Source organism: Neolewinella marina (assembly GCF_002631205.1).
In the GTDB taxonomy this organism is placed as follows: domain Bacteria; phylum Bacteroidota; class Bacteroidia; order Chitinophagales; family Saprospiraceae; genus Neolewinella; species Neolewinella marina.
In genome coordinates, this window is record NZ_PDLO01000007.1 from 181,978 (window position 1) to 198,232 (window position 16,255).

At 61.5% G+C, this 16,255-nt stretch carries 15 protein-coding genes; 8 read left to right on the forward strand and 7 right to left on the reverse strand.

Annotation, left to right across the window (positions count from 1 at the left end; genetic code table 11):
• Positions 1-22 precede the first annotated feature (22 nt).
• On the forward strand, positions 23-889 hold the full coding sequence (rfbD, locus tag CGL56_RS14955) for a dTDP-4-dehydrorhamnose reductase (RefSeq protein ID WP_099107376.1): 867 nt from the start codon (positions 23-25) through the stop codon (positions 887-889).
• Between the two features lies 1 nt (position 890).
• Here rfbD and argB read toward each other — a convergent pair whose 3' ends face one another.
• Both argB and CGL56_RS14965 read right to left on the reverse strand, forming a co-directional pair.
• Positions 891-1,658: an acetylglutamate kinase gene (gene argB, locus CGL56_RS14960; protein WP_099107377.1), complete on the reverse strand. Its 768-nt coding sequence runs from the start codon at positions 1,656-1,658 to the stop codon at positions 891-893.
• Between the two features lie 5 nt (positions 1,659-1,663).
• Positions 1,664-2,632: a TraB/GumN family protein gene (locus CGL56_RS14965; RefSeq protein ID WP_099107378.1), complete on the reverse strand. Its 969-nt coding sequence runs from the start codon at positions 2,630-2,632 to the stop codon at positions 1,664-1,666.
• A 162-nt stretch (positions 2,633-2,794) separates the two neighbouring features.
• Between CGL56_RS14965 and CGL56_RS14970 the strand changes: the two genes are divergently transcribed.
• Positions 2,795-3,217: a DoxX family protein gene (locus CGL56_RS14970; protein ID WP_099107379.1), complete on the forward strand. Its 423-nt coding sequence runs from the start codon at positions 2,795-2,797 to the stop codon at positions 3,215-3,217.
• On the opposite strand, the gene CGL56_RS14975 is transcribed toward CGL56_RS14970, so the two are convergent.
• On the reverse strand, positions 3,214-3,981 hold the full coding sequence (locus tag CGL56_RS14975; protein ID WP_167641696.1) for an enoyl-CoA hydratase/isomerase family protein: 768 nt from the start codon (positions 3,979-3,981) through the stop codon (positions 3,214-3,216). The two genes, CGL56_RS14970 and CGL56_RS14975, sit on opposite strands and share 4 nt — an antisense overlap.
• Before the next feature lie 129 nt (positions 3,982-4,110).
• Here CGL56_RS14975 and CGL56_RS14980 point away from each other — a divergent pair, with 129 nt between their 5' ends.
• The 4 genes from CGL56_RS14980 to CGL56_RS14995 are packed head-to-tail and all read left to right on the forward strand — an operon-like array spanning position 4,111 to position 7,850.
• A complete protein-coding gene (locus tag CGL56_RS14980; RefSeq protein ID WP_099107381.1) occupies positions 4,111-5,274 on the forward strand; it encodes a homogentisate 1,2-dioxygenase in 1,164 nt (387 codons plus the stop codon).
• Positions 5,267-6,451 carry a fumarylacetoacetase gene (gene fahA / locus CGL56_RS14985; RefSeq protein ID WP_099107382.1) on the forward strand — a complete coding sequence of 395 codons (1,185 nt, stop codon included), beginning with the start codon at positions 5,267-5,269 and terminating at the stop codon, positions 6,449-6,451. Before CGL56_RS14980 ends, fahA begins: the two co-directional genes overlap by 8 nt.
• A 39-nt stretch (positions 6,452-6,490) precedes the next feature.
• Positions 6,491-7,363, forward strand: a complete 873-nt coding sequence (locus CGL56_RS14990; RefSeq protein ID WP_099107383.1) for a flavin reductase family protein — start codon at positions 6,491-6,493, stop codon at positions 7,361-7,363.
• 40 nt (positions 7,364-7,403) lie between these two features.
• A complete protein-coding gene (locus tag CGL56_RS14995) occupies positions 7,404-7,850 on the forward strand; it encodes an acyl-CoA thioesterase (RefSeq protein WP_099107384.1) in 447 nt (148 codons plus the stop codon).
• A gap of 234 nt (positions 7,851-8,084) precedes the next feature.
• Here CGL56_RS14995 and CGL56_RS15000 read toward each other — a convergent pair whose 3' ends face one another.
• Positions 8,085-8,495 carry an Hsp20/alpha crystallin family protein gene (locus CGL56_RS15000; protein ID WP_209280395.1) on the reverse strand — a complete coding sequence of 137 codons (411 nt, stop codon included), beginning with the start codon at positions 8,493-8,495 and terminating at the stop codon, positions 8,085-8,087.
• Positions 8,496-8,740: 245 nt separating this feature from the next.
• On the opposite strand from CGL56_RS15000, the gene CGL56_RS15005 reads away from it, so the two are divergent.
• Both CGL56_RS15005 and CGL56_RS15010 read left to right on the forward strand, forming a co-directional pair.
• A complete protein-coding gene (locus CGL56_RS15005; protein WP_099107386.1) occupies positions 8,741-10,636 on the forward strand; it encodes an AAA domain-containing protein in 1,896 nt (631 codons plus the stop codon).
• A gap of 66 nt (positions 10,637-10,702) precedes the next feature.
• The gene (locus tag CGL56_RS15010) at positions 10,703-11,191 is read left to right on the forward strand and encodes an FKBP-type peptidyl-prolyl cis-trans isomerase (RefSeq protein WP_167641695.1); all 489 of its coding nucleotides are present in this window, start codon (positions 10,703-10,705) and stop codon (positions 11,189-11,191) included.
• Between the two features lie 224 nt (positions 11,192-11,415).
• Here the strand turns inward: CGL56_RS15010 and CGL56_RS15015 are convergent, their stop codons facing one another.
• The 3 genes from CGL56_RS15015 to rhaM form a co-directional block, all read right to left on the reverse strand.
• On the reverse strand, positions 11,416-12,822 hold the full coding sequence (locus CGL56_RS15015; RefSeq protein ID WP_245184298.1) for an amino acid permease: 1,407 nt from the start codon (positions 12,820-12,822) through the stop codon (positions 11,416-11,418).
• A 444-nt stretch (positions 12,823-13,266) separates the two neighbouring features.
• On the reverse strand, positions 13,267-15,594 hold the full coding sequence (locus CGL56_RS15020; protein ID WP_099107388.1) for a GH92 family glycosyl hydrolase: 2,328 nt from the start codon (positions 15,592-15,594) through the stop codon (positions 13,267-13,269).
• A 340-nt stretch (positions 15,595-15,934) separates the two neighbouring features.
• On the reverse strand, positions 15,935-16,249 hold the full coding sequence (gene rhaM / locus CGL56_RS15025; RefSeq protein ID WP_099107389.1) for an L-rhamnose mutarotase: 315 nt from the start codon (positions 16,247-16,249) through the stop codon (positions 15,935-15,937).
• Between the last annotated feature and the right edge of the window lie 6 nt (positions 16,250-16,255).

The following is a 16,255-nucleotide window of genomic DNA, read 5'->3' on the forward strand; positions in this document are numbered from 1 at the left end:
CAATCCGTTACTTTTGCGGCCAATGAATAGAATCATGATTACCGGTGCCGGCGGACAGCTCGGTCAGAAGCTGATCGGAGCCGCCAAAGCCGCACCCCACGACTGGCGCATTTTCGCCTATAACCGTTCCACCCTCGACATTACCCGCCCCGAAGACATTCAGGCGGCCCTGGCGGAGGCCCGCCCCGACATTTGCTTCAACGCTGCGGCCTATACGGCGGTCGACCGCGCCGAGGCGGAGCCCGACAAGGCCCGCGCCATCAACGTAGAGGGCGCCGCCCGCCTGGCCGCCGCCTGCCACGAAGCCGGCGCGGCCTTCGTTCATTTCAGCTCCGACTACGTATACGCCGACGGCTTTAACCGCCCCCTCCTGGAATCCGACCCCACCCTCGGCACCAGCGTTTACGCCCGTACCAAACTGGAAGGGGAGGCGGCCGTCATGGACGCCCACCCGGAAGCCTATATCATTCGCACGAGCTGGGTATACGCGGAGTACGGACAGAATTTCGTGCGCACCATGCTACGCCTCGGCCGTGAGCGGCCTGAGCTGGGCATCGTCGCCGACCAGATCGGCTCTCCGACCTACGCCGCCGACCTGGCCGCCGCGGCCATGAAGCTGGCCACCTCCGGCGAAGCGCCGGGTCTCTACAACTACGCCAACAGCGGGGTATGCTCCTGGTACGACCTGGCCAAGGCGGTCCACGAACTGGCGGGCATCGAATGCAACGTCCGGCCCATCACCACCAACCAGTATCCGACGCCGGCCAAGCGGCCTGCCTATAGCGTGCTGAATACCCAGAAGATGGCCGCCGTAGTAGGTACGCCACGCCACTGGCGGGCGGCCCTGACTGAGTGCATGGACAAGATCCGGGCCCGGGAAGCGGAATAGCCTAGGCTCCGTGGATCCGCGTGCCTTCTCCGGCCCGCAGGGCGCTGAGGCTACCGATCACGACCTCGCGGACTCCGGCGGCGATGGCCGCGAAGGCATTGTCCAGTTTGGGGATCATGCCGGCCGAAATCACCCCCTCCTCACGGTAGGCGGCGTAGGAGTCCGGGTTGAGCGTCCGGATCACTGAATCGTGGTCGTTGATGTCCCGGAGGACGCCCGGCAGTTCAAAGCAGTATTGCAGGCTCACGTCGTGCTCCAGTGCCGCCATGGCCTTGGCCACCTCGTTGGCAATGGTATCGGCGTTGGTGTTGAGCAGCTGACCGTGGGCGTCGTGGGTGATGGGGCACAGCACAGGGCGCAGCCCCAGTCGTAGAAGTCCGTCCAGCAGGGGGGCGTTCACCCCCAGCACGTCGCCCGCGAAGCCGTAGTCGATGGCCCCCACCGGGCGCTTGCGGGCGAGGATGGCGTTGCCGTCCGCCCCGCTGAGGCCGATGGCGTTGCTGCCGCGGGCCTGCAGTTGGGCCACGATGTCCTTGTTGATGGACCCCGCGTAGACCATGGTTACGATTTCCAGGGTAGCGTGGTCGGTTACCCGCCGCCCGTCGACCATCACGGGCTGCCGCCCCATCTCGGTGATCAGCTGGTTGGCGCGGCGGCCCCCGCCGTGGACGAGGATGGCGGGCTCAACCTGGGCGGCGACGTAATCCAGCGCCTCGTGGAGGGTGGCCGGGTTGTTAATGACGTTGCCGCCAATCTTGTAAACAATCATACTGATTAGTCGTAAACGGGTTCGACGGAAATCCCCTCGGCGCGCAGCAGGGCAATGACGCCGTGCTCACCCCCGAGGTGGCCGGCACCGACGGCGAACATGGCGGGACGGGACTCCAGAAATTCCAGGATCAGGGGTACCCAGTTCTGGTTGCGGCGGGTGACCAACAGCTCCTCAAAGTTGCCGTAGCCCTCGCTTTCGGAGGTGATGAGCTGCGACATCTCTGCCACGGCCCGCCGCTTGTACATGTCCACCATCTGCTGCAGCTGTCCATCGCCGCCTTCCAATTCCTGATTCATTTCGCTGGCGATGGTCTGGTAGAGCATCTCGGCCTGCACCGAGTAGGGGATGCTGTCGAAGATGCTGACCTGAAAGTCCATGGTCTCGAGGCCGCCAATCTCCTTGTCCGCGGCGCGGGCCACTTTGGTGAGTTCCGCCTCGTAGCTCTTCATGCCCCCGCTGGTTTCCTCTCCGCCGCCGAAAGGGTTACCCGTGGTCATGTCCTGGCCGACCATGGCCGAGAGGAACATTGGCTTCATATTGCGGAAGAGAAAGAAGGGCAGCCCGTTCTCCGTGAAGTAGTTGGCAATGCTGTCGTACTGGCTGGGGCGCAGCAGGTCTTCCAGGGTGGTGTCGTTGCGCATCGTAAGCTTGCCCATCAGCGCCATCATGGCCATGGGATCCTGCATCTCCCGGGGATCGATCTCGAAGAATATGGCATCGACGTCGTTGACCGCCCGCACGACCGACCCATCCAGGAAATAGTCGGCTTTGGGGATCATATGGATGGTGCCAAACAGATAGCTCGGGGCCGCGCCGCTTCGGGGCGTAATGCGCCACAGGAGGCTGGTGTCCTCGGTGGTAGGCACCTGGAAGGCCGCGTTAGCCGGGGCCTGCGCCTGGGCGAACAGACAGGGCTGCGGCAGGACCGCCGCCAGGGCGAGCAGGGAAAGCAGGGACAGGAGAGAACGCATAGACAGGTATCAAGCGGCGGCAACTTGCCGCCGCGAATAAAAAGCCTGGGCCCCGAAAAAGTTGCCGGCCGTCCGGGGGGCTTACCCCATCCGTCCGGGGCACCCGCGCGCCGCCGCAATCCTGGGGAAGGAATAGCCCGCCGGAGCCTTACCTTTGCTGAAATGCAAGACATCTTCGACCTGATCGGACGTATACTGCTGTCCTTCATCTTCTTCTTCGAGGCCTACGACTACTTTGCCTTCGAGCAACTGAACCGGGAGGCGATGACGATCTACGGGATGACGTGGAACCAGGATTTCCTGCTCTACGGGGCCATCCTCCTGCTCTTTTTTGGCGGATTAATGGTCTTGCTCGGCTACCGCATGCGGCTCGGGGCCATCCTGCTGCTGGTGTACTGGGTACCCCTAACCTTCATCGTTCACGACTTCTGGGAGGAGGTGCCGAATACCGAAGCCTACCGGTTGCAGAGCCTTTTCTTCATGAAGAACCTGGCCATCATGGGCGGGCTGCTGCTGGCGGCTACCCACGTCAGCGGGCGGTACCGGCTGCGACGGCTGTTCGCAACCACCCGGGTGCGGGGCTAGCGCAGCGACTGTACGAAAAGCTCCATCATCTGCTTGAACCGGGGATCGTCGAAGTCCTCCGCGATCACGTCCACCATGGCTTCTACCTCTTGGTCCACGGCCGCCAGCAATCCCCGGCGGAGGTACCGCTTGGTGCGGCGAAATACCGGAGGGTGGACCCGCATGAGGGTACGGCAGTGCTCCACCGCCCGGGGAATAACCTGGTCCACCGGTTCTGAGGCGTGCACCAGCCCCACCTTCACTGCTGCCTCGCTGTTGTACATGCGTGCAGACTGCACGTCGCTCCAGGCCGCAGCCTCGCCCCGGTAGTAGGCGTAGATGTCCGCCATCATGCGGGGGATCTGCAGGCTCATGTTGAACTCGTTCATGCCCACGGTATGCTTTTCTCCCTGTGCCATAATGCGGTGGTCGGCCGTAAGGGCCAGAATAGTTCCTCCCGCCGGGGCAAAGCCGGTCAGGGCGGCCACCAGGGGCTTTTCAAAGCGGACCATCGTCTGCAGGGCCGTGAGGTAGGTCTGGAAGAATTCCCGCAGCCCCGCCCGGTCGCTGGTAGCAAGGGCCATCACGTTCAGTCCGGCGCAGAAGCAGTGGGGCTTGCCGGCCAGTATCACCCCCCCGACCGCGTCGTCCTTGGCGAGTTCCTGAAACACACGGTGCAGGTCACGTGACATTGACGTATCGATGGCGTTCACCTTGCCGTGGTCGAGGGTGACGGTAGCCAGGCGGTTGTCGAGGGAAACGGTCAGGGTAGTGTATTCGGGCACGGGCGGGGCGGTTATGGTGAATGTTGGGTAATTTAACGCAAGTCCGGCGGAGTCGGCGTGGCCCGGCATTCTCCGGCAGGCTTAAACCTTCGGCCCAAAACAGTTGTCCTAGCAACAAAGTCTTCGATCATGCCCATTTATCACCACCTTGGCCAGTTGCCCCCGAAGCGGCACACCCAGTTTCGCCAGCCTGACGGGTCGCTTTACCACGAGCAGTTATTCGGGACCGTCGGGTTCGACGGGATGTCCTCCCTCATGTACCACCTGCACCGGCCCACCCAGGTGAAGGAGATCGTGGGCAAGAAGGACCTCAGCCCCAAGATCGCCGAGGAGAAGACCATCACGGCCCGCAAGCTGGTCGGCTTCGACGTGGCCCCGGAGGATGATTTCCTGGACGCCCGCAAGCCGTTGCTGGTCAACAGTGACGTGAAGGTGGGCGTAGCGGCCCCCCGCAAGAGCTTGCGCGACTATTTCTACAAGAACGCGGACGCCGACGAGCTGCTGTTTATCCACCGCGGCACCGGCACCCTGCGCACTTTCCTCGGCAACATTCCCTTCGAGTACGGCGACTACCTCCTCATCCCCCGGGGCGTCATCTACCAGATTGACTTTGACGGGGAGGACAACCGCATCCTGTACGCCGAGTCGGGCGATCCGATCTACACGCCGAAGCGCTACCGCAATCACTTCGGCCAGTTGCTGGAGCACTCGCCCTTCACGGAGCGCGACTATAAGCTGCCCCGCGACCTGGAGACCCACGATGAGGTGGGCGAATTCACCATCAAGGTCAAGAAGCAGGGCATGCTGCACGAGCTGGTCTACGCCACCCATCCCTTCGACGTGGTGGGGTGGGACGGCTACAACTTCCCCTACGGCTTCAGCATCCATAATTTTGAGCCGATCACCGGACGGGTACACCAGCCGCCGCCCGTTCACCAGACTTTTGAGACCAAGTCCTTCGTGGTCTGTTCCTTCTGTCCCCGGCTCTACGACTACCACCCCCTGGCCATTCCGGCGCCCTACAACCACAGCAACATCGATTCCGATGAGGTGCTGTACTACGTCGATGGCGACTTCATGAGCCGTACGGGCATCGGACCGGGTTACCTCACCCTCCACCCGGGGGGCATTCCCCACGGCCCGCACCCCGGTACCTACGAAGGTAGCATCGGCAAAAAGGCTACCGAGGAGCTGGCGGTGATGATCGATACCTTCCGCCCCCTCCAGGTTACCGAGGAGGCGGCCAAGATCGACGACGGCAAGTACTACAAATCCTGGCTGCCCCATGAGTGATTGGCTGCGTATTCCCCCCGATTCCGACTTCACCCTGGCCAATCTGCCCTATGGGATATTCTCTACCGACGACCGCCCCCCGCGGGCCGGCGTGGCCGTTGGCGAGCAGATCCTGGACCTGGCCGAACTGGGCAATACGGGGGTGTTCGATTTCGACGTTTCCGTGCTTAATCAGCCTACCCTCAACGCTTTCGTCGCGCTGGGTAAAAGTGTTACTTCAAGGGCGCGGACGCGGGTGCAAAGTTGGCTCCGAATGGCCCCTGACGGACCGATCCAGCGTCACCACCTGGTCCCCATGGCGGAGGCAACCCTCCACCTTCCGGTGCGGATCGGCGACTATACCGACTTCTACTCGAGCATCGAGCACGCCACCAACGTGGGGCGGATGTTCCGCGACCCCGAGAAGGCCCTGCTGCCGAACTGGCGGCACCTGCCGGTGGGCTACCACGGCCGGGCTTCCTCCATCGTGGTCAGTGGTACGCCGGTCCGTCGCCCTGTGGGACAACTCATGCCCGCGGAGGCCAACCACCCCGTTTTCGAACCTACCCGCCGGCTCGATTTCGAATTGGAGATGGCCTTCGTCGTCGGGAAGGACTCCGAACTCGGCCGGCCCATTTCGGTGGACGAAGCAGAGGACTACATCTTCGGGATGCTGCTGTTCAACGACTGGTCGGCCCGCGACATCCAGCGCTGGGAGTACGTTCCCCTGGGGCCCTTTCTCGGCAAGAGTTTCGCCTCCTCCGTTTCTCCCTGGCTGGTCCCCCTGGAAGCCCTCGGACCCTTCCGCGTAGCGGGCCCGGAGCAGACCCCGGGGGTGTTGCCCTACCTGCAGTCTACGGGAAAGAACAACTACGACATCGACCTGGAAGTGAAGGTGAACGAGGAGACCGTCTGCCGGTCCAACTTCCGGTACATGTACTGGAACATGCAGCAGCAGCTGGCCCACCACACCAGCAACGGTTGCAACGTGCGCGTAGGAGACCTGATGGCCTCCGGTACGATTTCCGGACAGTCGCCCGATTCCTACGGTTCCCTGTTGGAGCTGACGGACAATGGTACCCGCGGCGGTTTCCTCCGGGATGGCGACACCGTGACCATGACCGGCCACGCCGGGCAGGGCGCCGAGCGCGTGGGGTTCGGCAGCGTCACCGGCCGGATCCTGCCCGCCCGGCGCTGAATTTACTGTCCCGCATTATCCCCTTAACCAACTCCCCGTATGACCCTTGACCCCAACGCCTTAGACACCCGTGACCTCTACACCTGTCTGTCGACCGCCGTGGCTCCCCGGCCCATCGCCTTCGCCTCGACGGTGGATGCCGAAGGGCGGATCAACCTGAGCCCCTTCAGCTACTTCAACGTATTCAGTACCACCCCGCCCATATTGGTATTTTCGCCGATCCGGCGGGGCAGGGACGGCTCCGCCAAGGACACCCTGAACAATGTACACGCCGTGCCGGAGGTGGTCATCAACATCGTCAACTACGCCATGGTCGAGCAGATGTCGCTGACCAGCACCGAGTACCCCACCGGGGTCAACGAATTCGAAAAGGGGGGATTCACGCCACTCGCCAGCGATTGCGTACGCCCGCCCCGGGTGAAGGAATCACCGGTATCCTTTGAGTGCCGGGTGGACCAGGTCATTCCCCTCGGAGACGGCGGCGGTGCCGGAAACCTGGTCGTGGCCCGGGTGGTGCGCATTCACATCGACGAATCCGTCCTGGACGACAAGGGCCAGCTCGACACCCGCAAACTCGACCTGGTGGCCCGCATGGGCGGCAACGACTATTGCCGCGCCACTCCGGCGAACCTGTTTGAGATTCCCAAGCCGTTGCGGACCCTCGGGCAGGGGGTAGACCAGTTGCCGGCCCACATCCGCGAAAGCACGGTGCTTACCGGCAATAACCTCGGTCGCCTGGGCAACCTCGAAAAGTTACCCGACGAAAACCTCCGGCGGGAAGTAGGGGAGTGGCCGGAAGTGATCGCGGCCCGGGAAACCGGCACCGAGGCCCTCCACCGGCTGGCCCAGCAGTACCTGGAGGCAGGGCAGACCGAAGAGGCCCTGGCCGTACTGTTGCACGCTGCGCCTTGATGCTGCCCTGCTTTATTAACCCACGAAACCTTGCCTTCCCATGAAGATCACCCAGCACGACTTTCCGACCCTTCACCGCTTTCCCGTCCACTGGGGAGATATGGACAGCGCCCAGCACGTCAATAACCTGGTCTACCTGCGCTGGGCCGAAACCGCCCGGGTACTGTACTTCAAGGCGATGGGCGTGAATACCCGGTTTGCCCCCGGCGACACCGGAGCCATTTTGGCTTACCAGGATTGCAAGTACACCTTTCCGATGACATATCCCGACACCGCGCTGGTGGGGGTGCGTACGGTTGAGGTGAATGAGGACCGGTTCACCCTGGAGACGGCCATCTTCTCCGAGCACCACAACCGGCTGGCGGCGATCACCCGGCAGGTCATTGTTCCCTACGACTACGGGGCACTGCGGAAAGCACCCATGCCCGACGCCTGGCGGGAAGGCATCCGGCGGGCGGATGCACCCGAACCAGCCCGCGACAAATAAAAAGGACCACTACCAGGGGCAGCGGTCCGGGGATCAGGTTTATTTAGCTTAATCTTGAACCTGCGCTCCGGCGGCATATTTCAGCAAGGCCGTAAACGGAAGTTGTGTTAGTAAAACACAAAAAAATCACACGGTGTTCGCGCTTAAGTAATTATAGTTGCGAAAAATGCGAAAAAAAATGGCGCCCTCCCAAGGGAAGGCGCCAATCCGTGTTCAGGGTAGGTGCGAACTGCCCTAGTTTATGCTGATCTGCCGGGGCGGTTTCTCCCGGGCTTCTTCCTGTTTCGGCAGCACCAGGCGAAGAATGCCATCCTCGTAGGTAGCCTCTATTTCCTGGTCGTTGACGACCTGGTTGTTGAGGTTGAAGGAGCGCTGGAAGGACTGATAGCTGAACTCGCGGCGGGAATATTTGCCGGCTTCTTCTTCCTCCTTTTCGTTGCGTACCTCGCTGCGGATGGTGAGGACATTGTTGTGCAATTCAATGCTGAAGTCCTCCTTCTTCATGCCGGGGGCAGCCATCTCCACGATAAATTCATCCCCGGTTTCCCGTACGTTGACGGAAGGCAGGGTCGTGGTAGTGCTGGAAAAATTACGGTTGCGCCAGTCGAAGAGGTTATTCCAGTCGTCGTCTAAAAATCTGGACATCGCTGGCAGTACTGAATTACTACGCATGACTCAAAGATTTAGGTTGAACAATGAATTACCGCCTTACCTCAGGCAAATGCCGTGCAAAATTCCCGTTTTTGACGAAATGACAGAAGAATATGCAAATTTGACATTCTCACGGTCCGGTGGATACAGGGGCGGAGCACATTTTGACACCCCCGGCCGCGTGGCCGGCTCCGGCCCCTTCAGAGAACTTTAGCGAGCGTGAGGAATTCCTGTCTCATATGACGGACGAACAGCAAGCGGAGATTGCGGAACTGCGGCGGCTCACCGACCTGGAGCGTCAGGAGGAGCGCCGGCTGCACCTGGAAGTGATACAGGCCATGCCCCTCGTGCAGCGGGTGGACAAGGGCTACAGCTGGTACCCCTTACAGGTCATGGAGTCGGGCTACGGCATTGGGGAGCGCCCCTACGTGGTGGTGACGCGGGAAGGGGAGGAGGCCCACCAGTTCCGGGCGGGGACCTCCGTGAATCTGTTTACCACCCAACCCGAAACCCGCTCTCCCGAACGAACCGGCGTCATCCAGTACGTCAAGAAGGATCGGATGAAGATCATCCTTGGCGGGGAGGACCCTCCGGGGTGGTTGCAGCGGGGTGGGGTGGGCGTCGACCTGATGTTCGACGAGCGTACCTACGTCGAAATGGAGAAGGCGATGCAGCTGCTGTCCACGGCCCGGGGCAACCGCACCGCTGAATTGCGGGACGTCATCATGGGCGCCCGGCCGGCCGAGTACCAGCCCGTGCCCGCCGAGCGGGTAGCCCATCTCACCGAACTCAACGACAGCCAGCGCGCGGCCGTCCGGGAAATCCTGGGCGCCAGCCACCTCAGCCTGATCCACGGCCCTCCGGGAACGGGAAAGACCACTACGCTGGTCGCGGCGGTCGGGGAGCTGATCAAGACGGAAACCACCGTGCTATTCTGTGCGCCGAGCAACAGCGCCGCCGACCTGGTCACCCTGCGCATGGCGGCCCGCGGCATCCGGGTGGTGCGTACCGGCAACATCAGCCGAGTGGAGGATGACGTGATGCGCCACACCCTGGAAGTGCAGATCGCCGAGCACCCCGACACCAAGCAGGTAAAGAAACTGCGGCTCGAAGCGGCCGAGCTGCGCCGCAAGGCCAAACGGATACGCGGGGGGCGCGACAAGGGACTCGCCTTCGCGGAGGCCGGCCGCCTCAGCGGTTGGGCCCGACAATTGGAAGACCACCTGCTGGGGTACGTGCTGGACGCTGCCGAGGTGATCGTGTGCACCCTGGTGGGCGCGGCGGCATCGGTGCTGGGTGACCGTACCTTCAAGACCTGCATCATCGACGAGGCGGCCCAGGCCCTGGAGCCGGCCTCCTGGATCCCCATCACCAAAGCCAACCGCGTCGTACTGGCCGGCGACCCCTACCAGCTGCCGCCCACCGTGAAGAGCAAGGACGCCGAGCGGGGTGGCTTCGGCATTACCCTGCTGGAAAAGGCCCTGGAGCGCCACGGGCGCAACGCCCTGCTTGACGTCCAGTACCGGATGAACGAGCGCATTATGGGCTTCAGCAACGAGTATTTCTACGCCGGCAAACTCATAGCCGCCCCCGGGGTGGCCGAGCGCACCCTGCCCGGGGTAAGCCTGGCGGAGAGCGTTGTCTTCATCGATACGGCCGGCACCGGCTTCGAAGAAAGCCTGCACCCCCAATTCAAGAGCCGCTACAACGAGGGCGAAATCGGCATCCTCATCGAGCACCTGCTGCAATTGAAAGGCAGCATCCCGCCGGAATACCCCCTGCCGCGGGTGGCCGTCATCAGTCCCTACCGCGAGCAGGCCGTGCGGGCCGAGGACCGGCTGGAGGAGGTTGCGGAACTGGTCGACCTGGACATTACGGTCAACACCATTGACGGCTTCCAGGGCCGCGAACGGGCGGTGGTGTACCTCACCCTGGTGCGCAGCAACCACCGGGCCGAGATCGGCTTCCTCAACGACTACCGTCGCATGAACGTGGCGCTGACCCGGGCCAAGCTGCACCTGGTGGTGATCGGCGACAGTGCCACCATCGGGAACGATCCCTTCTTTGCCGGTTTTCTGGCTTACGTGGAGCGGCAGGGCACCTATCAGACGGCCTGGGAATACATGACGGGTTAAATGTCGGCGGGGCCATCCTTCAGTCACGGGCCGTGTGCTAGCTTTGCGCTTCCCAAAATTTCTGATATGTCATTCCGTATTTTTCTCCCCTTCCTCTGTTTCACCGTGCTGGCCTCGGGCTGCCTGAAGGACGACGACCCGATCACCCCCTCCGTTTGCGAGGAGGGCCTTATTTCGGTTGACGCCTACGCCGCTGCCGACACCTTCACCTACACCGAACTCGACGATACGGGGCTGCTGTACCACATCAGCGCGCCGGGCTCCACGGAGAAGCCCACCGTCAACAGCGGCGTGACCGTGAACTACGTGGGGGCAGTCACCAACGGGCGGGTATTCGACCGCAGTGCCAACGGCCCGGTAAGCTTTCCCCTGAGTAACCTGATCGAGGGCTGGAAGCTGGGCCTTCCCCTGATCGGCCGTGGCGGAAAGATCCGTCTGCTGATCCCCTCCGAGCTGGGCTACGGCAGCCGCGGCAGCTGCAGTTTTGGACAGTGCTCGATCTGCCCGGATTCGGATCTGGTGTTTGATATTGAGCTGGTGGATTTTAACGGGTAGGGTTTCTGTCCCTCTTTGTCAGACATCGGATATTAGCTGGCTGCCGTCTTGTCAGACATCGGATGTCTGACATTTTGACAAAGGTCTAAAAACCAGGCCTTGTGCTGTAATTAGGCCCTGACGCAGGACATTTGGTTCCGTGTTACGTAGGTAAAGTGTCCGAAACATTCTGTCAGACATCGGATGTCTGACAGAATGTCCGGCCGACAACATCCGATGTCTGCCTACAAAATCTCAGGCCGTTTCAGGTTGCTGTGCCGTACCCCGTAAAGGAAGTACACGACCACGCCCAGTCCCATCCACGCCAGGAAACGCACCCAGGTGACCCACGGCAAGGAGAGCATGAGTCCCAGGCAGATGATCACGCACAGTGAGCAGACCAGTTGGTAGGCCGGGGTGCGGAATTTGCGGGGGGCATCAGGCCGGCGGACGCGTAGTATCCAGATCCCGATGGCCACCAGGACGAAGGCGAAGAGGGTGCCAATGTTGGTCAGTTCCGCCGCCACGCTGATGTCGACCGTGGCCGCAAGCACCGCAACGAAGAGACCTACGACCACCGTAGCGAAGGTTGGGGTAGCAAACCGGGCATTCACCCGCGAAAGCTTATCGCTCAGCAATCCATCCCGGCTCATGGTGTAAATGATTCGGATCTGCCCGAGTTGCATCACCAGCAGAACGGTCGGCATGGTCAGGGTTACCCCGATGGCGATAAGCAAGGCAATGTTGGTTTCACCCACCGATATCAGGGCTTCCGCCACGGGCTTCTCGTTAGCCAGTACACTCAGCGGAGCCATGCCGGTGAGGACCGCGGCTACCGCGATATAGAGCAGGGTACAAACGACAAGCGCTCCGATCATGGCAATCGGCAGGTCGCGCTGCGGGCGTTTTGCCTCTTCGGAGGTAGTACTTACGGCATCGAAGCCCACGTAGGCAAAAAACACCAGGGCGGCCCCCGACATAATGCCCTTCCAGCCGTTGGGTGCAAAAGGTTCCCAGTGGGTGGCGGGCGCAAAGTGGGGTAGACCGTAGTATAGGAAGAGGCTCACCAGAACCAGTTTTAAAATGACCAGTACCGCGTTCACCCGGGCCGATTCCTGGATGCCTACGTACAGCAAACCGCTTATGGCCAGCGTAATCAGTAGAGCCGGAAGGTTCAGCAGGGCCGTTTCAGTAGGCAGGGTTCCCAACACCTGGGCGTAGGTAGTTTCCACCGCCGGGGTTAGGGGAGTCCAGATTCCGGAAGGCAATTGCACCATGGTTGTTCCCGTGGCCGCACTGAGGTAGCCCGGCAAGTGCAGGCCAAAACCGTCGAGAAGGTTCTTGAAGTAGCCCGACCAGCCAATGGCTACGGCGACGTTACCGACGGCGTACTCCAGCACTAAGTCCCAGCCAATGATCCAGGCGAAAATTTCACCAAAGGAGCTGTAGGAATAGGTATACGCGCTGCCGGAAACGGGAATCATGGACGCAAACTCCGCGTAGCAGAGGGCCGCGAACAGGCACGCCAGACCAGTAATGACGAAGGAAATAGTGAGGGCCGGTCCCGCGCCCAGCGCGTGTTCCGTGCCGGCGGCCGCTTCACCAGTGAGTACAAAAATGCCGGTGCCAATGATGGCACCGATGCCCAACATCGTGAGGTCGAAAACTCCCAGGGAACGCTTGAGCGAGGATTCTCCGGATTCCCCCGCTGGAGTTGTTCCAGCGATTTTTTCCGAAGCAGTTGTTGGATCATTTGGGGTGGGGGAAGAATGGTTCGGAAGGCGAAATTATGGGCAAGGGAACCGCATTATCTCTTTCCGGTCGCACTATATTTTTGGCAGGTAAACAAATGATAGATAGTAAGTTAAGTATGGTAGTTGCGGCGATGCACGCTGGTTCCGTGCACCGGGGGATGCCACCTCGAACGCTGGGACCCTGCCCACCTGTCGGACATCGGATGTCTGACAATTTGACGGGACAAAAACTGGGCAATATACGAGCGTTTGCGTCCAAATCCCGGGAAAAACCCTTCTATTTAATAAAATACCATTTGGATGTCCCAAAAATAACATCCGATGTCTGCCAAAAAGTCACCATCACTCCACCCCCCAACTCCGGTTCGGCTCCGCGCCCACCGTCAACTCCAGCAGGCCACCGCGGGCAAAGGTTTCGTGGGAGAACTCGACGCTGTTCCAGTCCTGGCCGTTGAGGCGGGCAGACTGAATGTAGAGGTTGTCGGTAGGATTTCCTTCGGTGCGGATGGTGAAGGTTTTCCCGGGGTAGTAGGTCTGGTTTAGTTGGATTACCACCTCGTCGAAGAGGGGAGTGGTGATCTCGTAACCAGGCTCGGTGGCCGCACTGCCGTCGACGCTGAACAGACCGATAGCCATCAAGGCGCCCAGGGCACCCATCTGCCCCTGGTCCTCGTCACCGTGGTAGCCGCCGTAGGGGGTGGTTTCCCCGTAGCGATCCTTGACGATGCGGACCCACTTCTGGCTGAGCCAGGGAGCGCCGACCTTGTTGAAGAGGTGGGCCATACCGGTGCTGGGCTGGTTGGCGTAGTCCACCCAGTTCACGGCGTGGTTCTTGTCGTCGGCCTGCAGCCAGTTCTTGCTCTGCTTTTCGAAGCTGGATTCCAGGCTGGCGATGTAGGCCTCCCGGCCCCCGAACAGCTCGGCCAGGGCCGGCACGTCGTGGGGCACGTAATGGCTGTAAATGGCCGAGTTGGCCTCGCAAAAGCCCCGGGCACTGAACTGGTCGGCGGTCGCCACGGGGGCGAAATCCGCCATCCAGCTGCCGTCGATCTCCCGCGGGTGCATCCAGCCGGTGGCGGGGTTCCAGAGGTGGCGGTAGTTTTTGGAGCGTTCCATGAAGAGGGCGTAGTCCTCCTCCTTGCCCAGGGTGCGGGCGATCTGGGCCAGACACCAATCCTGGTAGGCATACTCCAAGGTCATGGAAGCCCCGTCCTTGTGGTACCCCTTGCCGGGCAGCCCCTCCGGTACGTAGCCCCGCTCGACGTAGTATTCCATCCCGCCACCCAGTCGGGTATAGTGCTCGTACCCTGCCTTGTCGCGGATCCCGCCGGGGAAGGCATTTTTGCGCAGGCCGGCGTAGACCTTCTCCAGGTCATAGCCCCGGTGCACGCCCCGGTTGATGGCGGCGGCGAAGAAGGAGACCGCCGGGTCGCCGATCATCACGAAGGTGTAGTTCCCGCCCGAAGGCCCGCGGGGAATCATGCCCCCGTTCTCGTACATGTCCTGCATGGTGCTGCCGAAACCGTCCAGCCGCTCCGGATAAGCCAGGGCCCAGAGGATGTCCAGCGACCAGTGACTGCCCCACCAGGCGTCGAAGTTGTAGTGCGGAAACCGCGGGTTCCCTTCTTCGTCGAGTTTCACGCGGCGGATGCGGGTTTCCGGGCCGGTATTGTCGGCGTAGTGGCCATCCACGTCGCTTACGATGCGCCGCCCCAGCAGGCTGTGCCACAGGTCGGTGTAAAACTTCACTTGTTGCTGTTCGGTGCCCCCGGTCACGTCGATCTTGCCCAGCTCGGTGTTCCACTCGGCGCGGGAATCGGCGACGACCTGCTCAAAATCCCAGTGGGAAAGCTCGGCTTCCAGGTTGCGGCGCGCGCCGTCCAGGGAGGTGTAGGAGAGGGCCACTTTCAATTGTACGGTATCGGTACCGGAGGGAAAGCTTAGGAAGGCGCCCGCGTCCTTGCCGCCCACTGCTGCGGGCTGGCCGGTAAGCATTTTACCTTCCTCCCAGCCACCAAACCCGACCATGTCACGGTCCAGCTGGGCCACGAAGTAAACGGTGAAGGGCTTGGGGCGACGGTTGGTGGGGCCCATGACGGCCAGTCCCTCGATTTCGCGGTCCGACAACCGCCGTACCTCCGAGTAAAGGGTAGAATCGTGCGCCAGAAAGGCACCGGTATCAAAGTAGAGGTGGCGGTCTTGGTCCTCCCCCTCATAGGTGTACCGGTGAAAGCCCACCCGCGTGGTGCTGGTCAGCTCCGCGGTGACGTCGTAGCGGTCGAGGTGAATCCGATGGTAGCCCGGGTAGACCACCTCGGTGTCGTGGGAGAAGGGCGACAGGTAGGTGTCCGGCCCGCGGTGGCCCAGTACCTCGCCGGTAGCCGGCATGACCAGGATGCCCGAGATCTGCCAGCCGTGAATGTGGCTGAAGCCCCGGACCACGGTGGAATCGTAGAGGTAGCCACTGCCCCAGCTGCCCTTGAGGTTGGTGTCCGGGCTTAGGTTGACCATGCCAAAGGGGCGGCTGGCGGAGTTGAAGTAGAACCACCGCGACTTATGGGTGTCGATCAGGGGATTCACCCGGGAAACGTAATCCGTGGTGTCGGGCGGGGAGGCCATGGCCAGTCCACCGAAGAAACAGAGCAAGAGAAGGAACATCGTGTACCGCATCGCAGGAATTTGAGGAAAAGATACTGCACCCGCGCGCCGCCGCCCCCGACGGAAAAAAGCCCCGCGCTACCGCGCGGGGCCAAAATCAATCTATATGAAGCGTATGAAAGGTTATCCGGGGGTTTTCTTGGGAGCACAGGACCGGTTCCCGGGGAATAACCCCCCTCATGGGTGAAGCATGACTGTGCCGTACACCACCCGTGAACGTGAAACCGATTGCAAGTCAAGTATACTGATTATTTGTCGATACGACACTGAAATCTTCGGAAGTACCCTTGATTTCCCGTTTTTATGCGGTCAAAGCCAGGGCAGGGCAGCAGGGCCTGACCCATGGATTTCCTTATTCCAGGTGGAACACCTCCCGCAAGTCCACACTTTTCGGGCTCCCGTCGGGGTTGGTCTCCATCAGTTCCTGCATATAGGTCCACCACCGGCGGCACACCTCGGTCTGGGCGACGGCGGCCCAGCGGGTTTCCGACTCAATTTCCACGTAGGCGAACAGGGTGGCGGTTTCTTCGTCCAGGAAAATGGAGTAGTTCCGGGCGCCGTGGAGGTGGAGGACGTCCGCCAGATCGGACCAGATGGGGTTGTGACGGTCGGTGTACTCGGCTTCCCGGCCGGGATGCACCTTCATCTTGAACGCCTTGCGGATCATGGGGTA

Bases quoted from the DNA above. Each gene is read 5' to 3' on its own strand.
- rfbD (WP_099107376.1), top strand. From the start codon at position 23: ATGAATAGAATCATGATTACCGGTGCCGGCGGACAGCTCGGTCAGAAG.
- rhaM (WP_099107389.1), bottom strand. From the start codon at position 16,249: ATGATCCGCAAGGCGTTCAAGATGAAGGTGCATCCCGGCCGGGAAGCC.
- CGL56_RS15010 (WP_167641695.1), top strand. From the start codon at position 10,703: ATGTCATTCCGTATTTTTCTCCCCTTCCTCTGTTTCACCGTGCTGGCC.
- CGL56_RS14980 (WP_099107381.1), top strand. From the start codon at position 4,111: ATGCCCATTTATCACCACCTTGGCCAGTTGCCCCCGAAGCGGCACACC.
- CGL56_RS15015 (WP_245184298.1), bottom strand. From the start codon at position 12,822: ATGTTGGGCATCGGTGCCATCATTGGCACCGGCATTTTTGTACTCACT.
- CGL56_RS15005 (WP_099107386.1), top strand. From the start codon at position 8,741: ATGACGGACGAACAGCAAGCGGAGATTGCGGAACTGCGGCGGCTCACC.
- CGL56_RS15000 (WP_209280395.1), bottom strand. From the start codon at position 8,495: ATGTCCAGATTTTTAGACGACGACTGGAATAACCTCTTCGACTGGCGC.
- CGL56_RS15020 (WP_099107388.1), bottom strand. From the start codon at position 15,594: ATGCGGTACACGATGTTCCTTCTCTTGCTCTGTTTCTTCGGTGGACTG.
- argB (WP_099107377.1), bottom strand. From the start codon at position 1,658: ATGATTGTTTACAAGATTGGCGGCAACGTCATTAACAACCCGGCCACC.
- CGL56_RS14965 (WP_099107378.1), bottom strand. From the start codon at position 2,632: ATGCGTTCTCTCCTGTCCCTGCTTTCCCTGCTCGCCCTGGCGGCGGTC.
- CGL56_RS14995 (WP_099107384.1), top strand. From the start codon at position 7,404: ATGAAGATCACCCAGCACGACTTTCCGACCCTTCACCGCTTTCCCGTC.
- fahA (WP_099107382.1), top strand. From the start codon at position 5,267: ATGAGTGATTGGCTGCGTATTCCCCCCGATTCCGACTTCACCCTGGCC.
- CGL56_RS14970 (WP_099107379.1), top strand. From the start codon at position 2,795: ATGCAAGACATCTTCGACCTGATCGGACGTATACTGCTGTCCTTCATC.
- CGL56_RS14990 (WP_099107383.1), top strand. From the start codon at position 6,491: ATGACCCTTGACCCCAACGCCTTAGACACCCGTGACCTCTACACCTGT.